Origin of the sequence: Tardiphaga sp., from assembly GCF_025356345.1 — a bacterium.
In the GTDB taxonomy this organism is placed as follows: domain Bacteria; phylum Pseudomonadota; class Alphaproteobacteria; order Rhizobiales; family Xanthobacteraceae; genus Tardiphaga.
The window spans coordinates 1-11,671 of record NZ_JANXTC010000036.1 but is presented as its reverse complement, the minus strand read 5'-3'; the positions used below and the strand labels follow the sequence as shown (position 1 = coordinate 11,671).

At 66.2% G+C, this 11,671-nt stretch carries 10 protein-coding genes; 8 read left to right on the top strand and 2 right to left on the bottom strand.

The window, feature by feature from the left end; all coding sequences use genetic code 11:
- A partial coding sequence (locus Q0S16_RS01895; protein ID WP_295844399.1) for a penicillin-binding protein activator occupies positions 1-651 on the bottom strand: 651 nt, incomplete at its 3' end.
- A 231-nt stretch (positions 652-882) separates the two neighbouring features.
- Here Q0S16_RS01895 and rsmI point away from each other — a divergent pair.
- The 4 genes from rsmI to Q0S16_RS01875 all read left to right on the top strand — a co-directional run bounded on the left by rsmI (position 883) and on the right by Q0S16_RS01875 (position 4,666).
- Positions 883-1,833, top strand: coding sequence for a 16S rRNA (cytidine(1402)-2'-O)-methyltransferase (gene rsmI / locus Q0S16_RS01890; protein ID WP_295844397.1), 951 nt, complete (start codon positions 883-885; stop codon positions 1,831-1,833).
- The gene (locus Q0S16_RS01885; RefSeq protein ID WP_295844395.1) at positions 1,820-2,236 is read left to right on the top strand and encodes a YraN family protein; all 417 of its coding nucleotides are present in this window, start codon (positions 1,820-1,822) and stop codon (positions 2,234-2,236) included. The genes rsmI and Q0S16_RS01885 overlap by 14 nt, the downstream gene beginning before the upstream one ends.
- 43 nt (positions 2,237-2,279) lie before the next feature.
- Positions 2,280-3,221, top strand: a complete 942-nt coding sequence (gene gshB / locus Q0S16_RS01880; protein ID WP_295844394.1) for a glutathione synthase — start codon at positions 2,280-2,282, stop codon at positions 3,219-3,221.
- Between the two features lie 476 nt (positions 3,222-3,697).
- The gene (locus Q0S16_RS01875) at positions 3,698-4,666 is read left to right on the top strand and encodes an MBL fold metallo-hydrolase (protein WP_295844393.1); all 969 of its coding nucleotides are present in this window, start codon (positions 3,698-3,700) and stop codon (positions 4,664-4,666) included.
- A 54-nt stretch (positions 4,667-4,720) separates the two neighbouring features.
- On the opposite strand, the gene Q0S16_RS01870 is transcribed toward Q0S16_RS01875, so the two are convergent.
- Positions 4,721-5,755, bottom strand: a complete 1,035-nt coding sequence (locus Q0S16_RS01870; RefSeq protein ID WP_295844392.1) for a diguanylate cyclase — start codon at positions 5,753-5,755, stop codon at positions 4,721-4,723.
- A gap of 168 nt (positions 5,756-5,923) precedes the next feature.
- On the opposite strand from Q0S16_RS01870, the gene Q0S16_RS01865 reads away from it, so the two are divergent.
- The 4 genes from Q0S16_RS01865 (at position 5,924) to Q0S16_RS01850 (ending at position 11,514) form a co-directional block, all read left to right on the top strand.
- Positions 5,924-7,462: a YifB family Mg chelatase-like AAA ATPase gene (locus Q0S16_RS01865; RefSeq protein ID WP_295844391.1), complete on the top strand. Its 1,539-nt coding sequence runs from the start codon at positions 5,924-5,926 to the stop codon at positions 7,460-7,462.
- A gap of 113 nt (positions 7,463-7,575) precedes the next feature.
- Positions 7,576-8,040 carry a hypothetical protein gene (locus tag Q0S16_RS01860; RefSeq protein WP_295844389.1) on the top strand — a complete coding sequence of 155 codons (465 nt, stop codon included), beginning with the start codon at positions 7,576-7,578 and terminating at the stop codon, positions 8,038-8,040.
- Positions 8,041-8,245: 205 nt separating this feature from the next.
- The gene (locus Q0S16_RS01855; RefSeq protein WP_295844387.1) at positions 8,246-10,459 is read left to right on the top strand and encodes an ATP-binding protein; all 2,214 of its coding nucleotides are present in this window, start codon (positions 8,246-8,248) and stop codon (positions 10,457-10,459) included.
- Positions 10,460-10,569: 110 nt separating this feature from the next.
- Entirely contained in the window at positions 10,570-11,514 is a 945-nt protein-coding gene (locus Q0S16_RS01850) for a GNAT family N-acyltransferase (protein ID WP_295844384.1), read from the top strand.
- Positions 11,515-11,671: the final 157 nt, after the last annotated feature.

Sequence of the window (11,671 nt, the reverse complement as noted above, 5' to 3'; positions counted from 1 at the left end):
GCGGCCGCCCTTGCGCGACACCGCCTGCTTGAACGCGACCTCGACGACATTGCCATAGGCATTGTCCGGCAGCATCGCGGCGAAGGAGCGCTTGCCGGTCGAGGCGGCGTAATCGATGATCCGGTTGACGTCGGATTCCGGCAGGAAGCTGAGCAGATAGACGCCGCGCCCGGCGACGCTGGAATCGGTCGAGAATGCGATCACTGGAACATTTCGCGCCCGCGTCAGCGAGGCCGCGGCTGGCACCGACAGCGCAAACAACGGCCCGAGCATGATCTCGCAGCCTTCATCGAGCGCCTGCTGGGTGCCCTGCTGCGCGCCCTGCGCGCTGCCGGCATCGTCCTTGATCAAGAGCTGGATATTGGGGTTCTGGAATTCCGCCAGCGCCATTTCGGCGGCGTTCTTCATCGACTGCGCGGCGATGCCGGCATTGCCCGACGCCGACAGCGGCAGCAACAGCCCGACCTTGACCTGCCCGGTTCCCACCGCCTGCGGCTGCTGCGCGGGTCCCGCCGGTGCGGCCGGACCATTGCCGAACGGCGTCTGGCCGCCAGCACAGGCGCCGAGCAAGGGGGCGCCGAGCAGCAGACCGAGCGCGGTCCGCCGGGTCGTTCCCGTGCGCGGCAAATAGGGATTGATCGGGTCAGCCATCGCTTTTTCTCTCGCCGACCGCAGTCGGCCATCCCTCTGTCGCCACAGGATTGGCGCGGGGATTCGCACATATTGTCGGCAATTAGTTAACCAGAACAAAAGGCTGTTGTTCAGCCCTACCCTGCCACCGTCAGGTTGTGGCACGGCGAGGATGAACCGCAGCCGAACGACGATCCGCCGCGATACCGCGAAGGGCTGCCCCTGGCCGGCATTTCCCGCTACATTGCCATCATGCGCGCAATCATTTCCCCCATTTCACCCGACGGCACCTCGGCACCGGCGTCCCGGACCTTTGCCATCGCCGGCCATCTCATGACCGCCCCCAAGGCGGTGCCCGGGCTGCATCTGGTAGCGACGCCGATCGGCAATCTCGGCGACATCACGCTGCGCGCGCTGGAGACGCTGGCCGGGGTCGACATCATCGCCTGCGAGGACACCCGCATCACAAGACGGCTGACCGAGCGCTATTCGATCGCGGGAACGCTGAAGCAGTATCACGAGCATAATGCCGAACAGGCGCGGCCGAAAATCCTCGAGAAGCTGGCGCAAGGCGCCTCGATCGCGCTGGTCTCGGACGCCGGCACGCCGCTGATCTCCGACCCTGGCTTCAAGCTGGTGCGCGAGGTCTCCGCCGCCGGCTTCAGCGTGATCGCGCTGCCCGGCCCGTCTTCGGTGCTGGCGGCGCTCGCCGTCGCGGCGCTGCCGACCAACCGCTTCTTCTTCGAGGGCTTTCTGCCGTCGCGGCAGATGGCGCGGCGGGCGCGGCTGACCGAATTGTCGCGGATCGACGCCACCCTCGTGATGTTCGATTCCGGCAACCGGGTGCAGGACACGCTGGCCGACCTTGCCGACATCATGGGCACGCGCGATGCCGCGATCTGCCGCGAGCTGACCAAGATGCATGAAGAGGTGCGGCGCGCCAAGGTGTCGGAGCTGGCGGCCGTCGCCGGCGAACTGGAGACCCGCGGCGAATTCGTGCTGGTGATCGGCCCGCCGGAAGCGGACGCGCAGGCGATGACCGAGCAGGATCTCGACACGATGCTGCGCGCCTCGCTGCGGCATGACAGCGTCAAGGACGCGGTGGCCCATGCGCTCGAACTGTCCGGCCGGCCGCGCCGCGAAATTTATGCCCGCGCGCTGGAGCTGGCCAAGGAGATGAAGGAAGGCGATGGCGAAGACTGACGACGCCCCTGCCCCCTCCTCCAAAGCGCGCAAAGTGGCGGCGCCGGAACGCGTGGCCGCGTTCAACACCGGGCTGTCCGCCGAAAGCCGCGCCGCGGCGATGCTGCTCGCCAAGGGCTATCGCATTCTGGCGCGGCGGTTTCGCTCGCCGTTCGGCGAGATCGATATCATCGCGCGAAAACGCGGCTTGGTGGCCTTTGTCGAGGTCAAGGCCCGCGCCACGCTCGATGACGCCGCCTATGCGGTGACGCCGCGGCAGCAGTCGCGCATCATTGATACCGCGCAGGCCTGGCTGATGGCGCATCCCGAACATGGCGGCGACGAGCTGCGCTTCGACGTCATGCTGATTGCGCCCGGCCATCTGCCACGCCATCTGTTAGCGGCATTCGACGCCGGCTCCTGACCCGCCTCCCCGACCCCGAACCCGCCCAACCTTGGACTTCTTCATGACCCTGAACATCGCCGTCCAGATGGACCCCATCGCGCGCATCAACCACAAGGGCGATTCGACCTTCGCGATGCTGCTGGAGGCGCAGAAGCGCGGCCACAAACTATTCTATTACACGCCCGACAAGCTGTCGCTGCGCGGCGAGGAACTGGTGGCGCCGGTCCAGGCACTGACGGTGCGCGACGCCGAAGGCGACTATTTTTCGCTCGGCGAGCCGGTGCGGACCAGCATGGCGAGCTTCGACGTGGTGCTGCTGCGGCAGGACCCGCCATTCGACATGGCCTACATTACCTCGACGCATCTGCTCGAACGCATTCATCCGAACACGCTGGTGGTCAACGATCCGGCGAGCGTGCGCAACGCGCCGGAGAAGATCTTCGTGATGGGATTTGCCGACCTGATGCCGCCGACCCTGATCTCGCGCGACATCGAAGAGATCAACGCCTTCCGCAAGCAGCACGGCGCGGTGGTGATGAAGCCGCTGCACGGCCATGGCGGCGCGGCCGTATTTCGCGTGCTGCCGCAGGACATGAATTTCGGCTCGCTCTATGACATGTTCGCCGTCACCTTCAAGGAGCAGTGGGTGATCCAGCGCTTCCTCCCCGAAGTGAAGCATGGCGACAAGCGCATCATCCTGATCGACGGCGAATTCGCCGGCGCGGTCAACCGCGTCCCGGCCGAGGACGACCTGCGCTCCAACATGGTGCGCGGCGGCGCCGCGAAGGAAACCGAACTGTCACCGCGCGAGCGCGAAATCTGCGAGCGCGTCGGCCCCGCTTTGCGTGAGCGCGGACTGCTGTTCGTCGGCATCGACGTGATCGACGGCCATCTCACCGAGATCAACGTGACCTCGCCCACCGGCATCCGCGCGATTGCAAAACTCGGCCGCCCGGATGTGGCGGCGAAATTCTGGGACGTGGTGGAAGCGAAGCGGGGCTGAGGCACCGCCGTATTCCCGTTATTGCGAGTTCGGCGCCGGCCTTTTTTTCGCCGATCCCGAGATATGAAAAATAGTACTCGTGTCCCGGACGCGGTGCGGCATTTTTATGCCGCTCCGCCGAGCCGGGACCGTATCAGGCAACAGCGTTTTTGGCGGTCCCGGTTCTGCGGCGCATGACGCCTCCTGCGGAGGCGCATTGCGCCGCGTCCGGGACAAGTGCCCGTTCTTCCCAGGAGCGAAGCGACGCGGCAATCCAGAAGGCCATAAGGCAAGACTGGATTGCGTCGTCGCAACGGCTCCTCGCAATGACGGGGAAAGGCCGCGGCGTCGCTGCAACTGCGAGCTTAAATATCCTGCCCTCCGATCGTAGTCCCGCTTGCCTGCTTTTACCTGCGGGCGCAGCATGTGGCCGCACGCCTGACCAATCGGGCGGCCTGCCGGCCGTGGCAGCAAGCAAAAGCAATCGGGAGAAGCACATGACATCAGATGTTTCGCGACGTTCGCTGCTGGCGCTCGGCGCCGGTCTCGGCGCTACCCTGATCGGCGGCCAGGCGCATGCCAAGGCGCCGAAGCTCGGGACGCAGTCGCCGTATTTTCATCGCTTCATGCTCGGGTCAGCCGAGGTGACCGTGGTGTCCGACGGACCGCTGCCGCTCGGCGACCCCTCCGGCACCTTTGTCGGCGTGCCGAAGGACGAGGTGAAGAAAATGCTCACCGACAATTTCCTCGACGCCAGCAACGTCATCCTCGAGCAGAACGCGCCGATCGTGAACATGGGCGACAGGCTCGTTCTGTTCGATACCGGGATGGGCACGTCAAAACTGTTCGGGCCGACCACCGGGCGGCTGCGGAAGAGCATGGCGGAGGCCGGTATCAAGCCCGGCGACATCGACGCGGTGGTCTGTTCGCACGCCCATATCGATCATATCGGCGGCATCGTCGATGAGAACGACAAACCGCTGTTTCCCAACGCGCAGGTCTATATCAGCGAGGAGGACTTCAAATTCTGGACCGACGAGGCCAAGCTCGGCTCGCCGCTGAAGGATTTCGTCGTCCACGCGCGAAAGAACCTGCTGCCGGTGCGCGACCGGCTGGTGTTCTACAAGGACGGCCAGGAATTCCTGCCCGGTATCACCGCGATGCATGCGCCGGGACATACGTTCGGGCACCACATCTTCATGATCCAGTCGGACGGCAAGTCGTTCGCCTTTCTCGGCGACCTCACCCATCACCAGGTGCTGCTGCTGGAAAAGCCGCGGATGGAATTCTCCTATGACTCCGATCCGAAAATGGCGGCGAATTCGCGGGTGAAAATGCTCGACATGCTGGCGGCGAACAAGATCGCGGTGATGTCGTATCACTTCGCCTGGCCCGGCTATGGCCATGTGGTGAAGAACGGCGAGGGCTTCCGCTATATCGCCGAACCGATGGTGATGAATCTGTAGGCATCGCCGGATTCCCGCGGCGGATCTGGACAGCCCAGACTGTCGCGGGACTTTTCAGGCCGCCGCCGACGAGCCCGTTCCGTGCTTGCCAGAGCCGGGCTTGTGGATGCGAAAGGTGTTTCGCCCGGCATTCTTGGCGGCGTACAGCGCGGTATCGGCCATCAGGAACAGTTGCGCCGGCGTGCAATCATCCGCCAGCGCGACGCCAACCGATGCGCCGAGCTGCAGCCGGCGATCGCGAAACAGCATCGGACGGAACAAGGCCTCGACGATGGCCCGCGCCGCCTCCGAAATCTCCGCGAATGGCAGCTGCGCGCCAAGGATGACGGCGAATTCGTCGCCGCCGATCCGCGCCACCAGTTCGGCCCCATCGCAGACGTGGCGAATCCGCTGTCCGGCTTGGCGCAGGCATTCGTCGCCGGCGGCATGGCCATAGCCGTCATTGACCGATTTGAACGCGTCGAGATCGATCAGCAGCAGCGCCCCGAACGGCTTGTTGTCGCCGGACTCGGCCAGCGTGAGCTCGGCCAGTTTCGATTGAAACCGGCTGCGGTTGGCCAACCCGGTCATGACGTCAAACTCGGCAAGGTAGCGGTTGTGGTCGGCCAGCAAGCGCTCCTCGGTAATGTCCTGCTTCATGCCGAAAATCCGCACCGCGACGCCGTCGACACATTCCACCGAGGCCGTGATCCGGATCCAGCGCCGGTTGCCCTTGGCGGTGACGATCTCGGTCTCGAGGCTGAATCCGGTGCGATCCGTGATCGCCTTGCTGCGCCGCAGGGTGAGCGCCTTCAGCGATTCGGCGGGATAGCATTTCAAGATCGCACCGCGGTCGAGCGCCGAGCCGCGCGGCAAGTCGAAGATGTCGTAGACGACGTCGGTCCAGATCAGCGACTCATCAGCCAGGATGCATTCCCACACCCCGATGCGGGCCGCGGCCGACGCCCGCGCGAAAATTTTCTGGCTGTGCGCCAACGACGCGACCTGCTGCCGGATCAGCCGCGCCTGCGCATCGAGCTGCGCTTGCAGCGACGCGATCCGGTCGGCGTCGCTGCACTCGGCGGGCACTGGGGAAAACGGCTGGGACATCTGCGGTTGGGGCGCCTCTGATCGGTATCCTTGGGTCGCATGCAGCCCTTAACATTTGCCTCGGGAATACCGGTCACGGCCGCGGTTACCCACCGGCAATCAATAATGTTCTCTTCTTGTTCCTGCATAAACACAATCTTGGGTTACATTTCTGTCTTGGGGGTCGCCATGGTTCAGCGTGTTTCAACCGTCGCCTTTGAAGGCATCGAGGCCCGAACGGTCGATGTGCAGGTGCAGGTCGTGCCCGGGCTGCCGAATTTTCTGATCGTCGGGCTGCCGGACAAGGCGGTGTCGGAAGCGCGCGAGCGGGTGCGCGCGGCGCTGGTCGCCTCCGGGCTGGCGCTGCCGGCGCGGCGCATCATCGTCAACCTGGCCCCCGCCGACCTGCCGAAGGAAGGCAGCCATTATGACCTGCCGATCGCGCTCGGGCTGATGGCGGCGATCGGCGCGATTCCGCCCGACGCGCTGGCCGGTTTCACGGTGCTGGGCGAACTCGGCCTCGATGGCGGCATCGCGGCGGTGGCCGGCGTATTGCCGGCGGCGATCGGGGCCAACGCCCGTGACGAGGGGCTGATCTGCCCGGCGGCCTGCGGCGCCGAGGCGGCATGGGCCAGCCCGGACATCGAGATCATTGCCGCGACCTCGCTGATCCAGATCGCCAACCACTTCAAGGGCACCCAGGTGTTGTCGCGGCCGCGGCCCAGGGTGCAGGCGCGGGCGGCCTCCTTGCTCGATTTGCGCGACATCAAGGGCCAGGAGAGCGCCAAGCGGGCGTTGGAGATCGCTGCCGCCGGGGGCCATCATCTGCTGATGGCCGGGTCGCCGGGCGCCGGTAAGTCGATGCTGGCGGCAAGGCTGCCGTCGATCCTGCCGCCGCTGTCGCCGGCCGAATTGCTCGAAGTCTCGATGATCGCTTCGGTGGCCGGCGAGATCAAGGACGGCGCGCTGACGGCGCAGCGGCCGTTCCGCGCGCCACACCATTCCGCCAGCATGGCGGCGCTGACCGGCGGTGGCATCCGCGCCCGACCCGGTGAAATTTCGCTGGCGCATCAGGGCGTGCTGTTTCTCGACGAGCTGCCGGAGTTCGATCCAAGGGTGCTGGATTCCTTGCGCGCGCCGATGGAAAACGGCGAGGTCGCGGTGTCGCGCGCCAACCACCGGGTTACCTATCCGGCACGCTTCATGCTGGTGGCAGCGATGAATCCATGTCGCTGCGGCCACGCTTTCGAGCCCGGCTTTGCCTGCAGGCGCGGCCGCGTCGACCGCTGCGCGTCGGACTATCAGTCGCGCATTTCGGGGCCGCTGATGGACCGCATCGATTTGCGCATCGAGGTGCCGGCGGTGACCGCCGCCGACCTGATCCTGCCGCCGCCCGCCGAGGGCTCGGCGGAGGTCGCGGCCCGCGTCGCGATGGCGCGCGACATCCAGGCGGCGCGCTATGCCGCGGCGGGGCTCGGCGCCATCCGCACCAATGCGGCGGCGCCGGCGGCGGTACTGGAAGTGGTGGCGCAGCCGGATGCGACGGGGCAGGCGTTGCTGCGCGACGCCGCCGAGACCATGAAACTGTCGGCGCGCGGCTATCACCGCGTGCTGCGCGTCGCCCGCACGCTGGCCGATCTCGATGGCGCGGACAGGATCGGCCGGCCGCATCTGGCCGAGGCGCTGTCCTACCGGGCGCTGGCCGAGGAGGCGCGCCGCGCCGCGTGAGCCCGCGGTCGCAGCCTTGCTCGTGATGCACGCGTCAACCGGTCAGTAACGAGTTTTGTTTACGATCCGCTCACCATAACCCCGCCTTCCCGGGGCCAGGGCGAGTATGTGTCATGTCGCGTTTCCGGCTTCTTGCGTCGACGATCCCCCTGCTGCTGCTGGCGCTGCTGGCGCGCGGCGAATCGAGATCCGCGCTGCGGCCGTGCATCGCGATCGGCGAGACCGTGCCGCGGATCGGCGCCGCGCCATGGCAGGCGGATTCTTATGTTAGCTTCACCGAGGATCCCGGCCTCGCCACGGTGCGGGTGCAGATTGTCGGTTCCGCCGAACTGGCCGACTTCGCGGTGGTCGATGACCTCGACAGCGCCGAGGCGAGCGCCTGCGACGGCAGCGCGGCGCACCGCTCGATCGCGGTGTCGGCGGCGCCGTCGCCGACCGGGCCGGTGATCTATCTGTCGCGCGACCCCGATGCCGACTACCGGGTGTTCGTGCAGTCGCGCAGCTTCACCGTCCAGGATGCCGCCGCTCTGATCGTCGGCGCCCATCATGGACGCGGGCACCTGCGGGCCGCGCTCTGACCCGGCATTAACGTCCTATCAACCTTGTTGGAAGCGGATCTCGGCGACCGCGATTGCCGACAAACACTTGGCAATCACACCGCGGCATTGTCGCGCCAATTCCGCGCGCCGCGATCGCGCTGTGCCGGCACGCCGGGCGAGTGATGGCGGGCGATATCGAAATGGGTGACCAGTGTTAGGGCGGAGTTTCCGGATCAAGGTTCAGATGCGTCGCTTCGCGCGCCGCTTTCCGTGGCTGAGCTTCGCGATCCGCTCCTTTGTGATGTTCTCGGCCGCGTTCGGCGGCGCCTATGGCTTCATCGCCGGCAGTACGTCGAAGGATTCCGGCTACGACCCGCACGCCTTTGCGATCGGCGCCAGCATGCTGTTCGCCCTCGCCTGCGTCGCGCTCGCCACCATGAGCATGCGGATGCGCTTCCTCGGCAAGCGGATGCGCAAGCTGGCGGCGCATAATGAGACGCTGGTGGACCGCAACTGGGAATTGAGGGAAGCCGAGGAGCGCGCGCGCAGCCTGTTCGAGGCGCAGGGTGACCTGATCGTGATCCGCGGCGCCCGCGGTGATATCAGTTTCGTCAACGACGCCTATTGCACGCTGGCGCAGCTGCCGCGCGAGGCGCTGGTCGGCAGCGCGTTCGACTTGCAGGTGCTGGAGCAGGGCCGTATCGTCAACGAGCCCAACGGCACCAGCATCCACGACCAGCGTATCGCCACCGTGACCGGCCCGCGCTGGATCGCCTGGCGCGAAGGCCTGGTGCGGATCGATTCCGGGCAGCCCGCCGAGTTGCAGAGCGTCGGCCGCGACGTCACCGAGCGCACCGAGACCGAGCGCGCGCTCGAGGAGGCGCGCGATTCCGCCAACGCCGCCAACCGCGCCAAATCGCGTTTCCTGGCGATGGCCTCGCATGAAATCCGGACACCGCTGAACGGCATCATCGGCATGAGCGGGCTGTTGCTCGACACCACGCTGACGCCCGAACAGGTCACCTATGCAAAAGCCGTGAAGACCTCCGGCGATGCGCTGCTGTCGCTGATCGAGGAACTGCTGGATTATTCCAAGATCGAGGCCGGCAAGATCGATCTGGAGAACAGCCCGTTCGTGCTGGCCGGGCTGATCGAGGACATCACCGAATTGCTGGCGCCGCGCGCGCAGGCCCGCCATCTGGAAATCGCCGCCTATATCGACGAGCGGCTGCCGCCGCGGGTGGTCGGCGACCCCGCACGCTTGCGCCAGGTGCTGCTCAACCTGGCCGGCAATGCGATCAAGTTCACCTCGACCGGCGGCGTGGCGCTGATCGTCGAGCCCGGCACACGGCCGGGCGAGATCAGCTTCCTGGTGCGCGACACCGGCATCGGTATCGCGCCGGAAGCGCAGCGGCGTATTTTCCACGAATTCGAACAGGCCGATGCATCCACCGCGCGGCAGTTTGGCGGCACCGGCCTCGGGCTGAGCATCAGCGAGCGCATCGTCCGGCGCATGCAGGGACGCATCACGCTCGACAGCCAGCCCGGCAAGGGATCGACCTTCATCGTCTCGATCCCGCTGGCGGCCGGCGAGGGCGAGCAGCCGGTGTTTGCCGCGCCCGACCTCACCGGACAATCGGTCATGCTGGTGGCGCCACAGACCATCGAAGCCGCGCTGACCGCGCGGCGGCTGGAGCGCTGGGGCGCGCAGACCTGCACGGTTTCGGATCCCGGCGTGGCGCAAGCGTTGCTGCCGGATCGTCGCTGGCACGCCATCCTGATCGACCGCGCGCTGGGATCCGCCGAAGTCGAGCGCCTCGCCGTCGCCGCCATCCCGCATGCCGACCGGCGAATCGTGATGTTCACCCCGGCGATGCGTCATGAGTTGCAACCCGGCGCTTCCACCGCCTTCACCGCCTATCTGGTCAAGCCGCTGCGCGCGGCGTCGCTTGCCGCGCAGCTGGCGCTGACGCCGGAGACACTGGCGCCGGCGATGGCGATCGAGGACCTGTACGAGCCAGAGCGAACCGTGATCGAAGCGCCCGCCGCGGCGGGCCTGTCGATCCTGGTGGCCGAAGACAACGAAATCAACGCGCTATTGATGCGTTCGCTGCTGACGCGGCTCGGCCATCGGGCAATCGTCACCGACAATGGCGAGGCCGCGCTGGAATCCTGGCTGGCATCGGAAGCGGCCGGCACGCCCTACGATCTGGTGCTGATGGATATCCAGATGCCAGGGCTCGACGGCATCGAAACCACCAGACGGATCCGCGCCCGCGAGGCCGGCCGGCGGGTCCGGCGCACGCCGATCCTGGCGCTGACCGCCAACACGCTGGTGGAGGATCGCTACGCGTGCTTCGAAGCCGGCATGGACGGTTTCCTGGTCAAACCTCTGGACCGCGAGAAACTCATCGACGCGCTGACGCGGCTGACCACGGCGCGCCACGTCGCGGCATGAGCGCTGTCACATTCCGTCCATGCAGTCGTCACACGCCTGTTGAGCAGCCGTGATGTCTGATCCTTGAGGCCGCATCGGTTTGATTCGAGATGGCGGCCACGGGGGTGGCCATGCACGGCAACGAAATCGCGCGCCCGAAGCCGGGCATCATGCAGATGCTGCGGCCGCAGAACATGGGCGCCGCCGCGCAAACCGCGATCACCTGGTTCAAGCCGTCGCCGGGTCTCAAGGACATCCGCGGCTTCCCGGCCGTCCCGCCCGCGCTCGGCCGGATGGGGCCGCTGGAGGTGCGGCTGGCGCAGGACAAGCGCGACGTGAAGCGCGCGCAAAGACTGCGTTACAAGGTGTTCTACAAGGACGGCACCGCGATCGCCGACGCCGCTACCATGCTGGCGCAGCGCGACAAGGATGCGTTCGACAAGATCTGCGACCATCTGATGGTGATCGACCACGCCGCCAAGCCGTCGATGTCCGGCAAGCAACCGGTGGTCGGCACCTATCGTCTGCTGCGCCACGAGACGGCGATGAAACATGGCGGCTTCTACACCGAGAATGAATTCGACCTATCGGACATGATCGAGCGCCACGCCGATCTGCGCTTTCTCGAACTTGGCCGATCCTGTGTGCTGCCGCGCTACCGCAACAAGCGCACCGTCGAACTGTTGTGGCAGGGCATCTGGGCCTATGTGAAACAGAACCGTTTCGACGTCATGATCGGCTGTGCCAGTTTTGAAGGTACCGACCCCGACCGGCTGGCGCTGCCGCTGTCGTTCCTGCACCATTACGCCCGCGCCCCGGAAGCCTGGCGCGCGCGCGCGCATCCGTCGCGCTATGTGGAAATGAACCGGATGGCCAAGGAAGCGATTGATAGCAAGGCCGCGCTACGCGCGCTGCCGCCGCTGATCAAGGGTTACCTTCGGCTCGGCGCCCATATCGGCGACGGCGCGGTAATCGACCATCAGTTCGGCACCACCGACGTCCTGATCGTGATGCCGGTGGCGGCGATCGGCGCGAAATACATCGAGCATTTTGGCGGCGACGCACGGGCGGCGTAAGTTCGATCCACCGGACTCTCCACGTCATTGCGAAGAGCCCTTGCGACGAAGCAATCCAGTTCTTGCGGAGCTTGTGGCTCTGGATTGCCGCGTCGCTTCGCTCCTCGCAATGACGGGGGATGGGACACCGATTCATCTTTAGGTCATCATGCTCTAG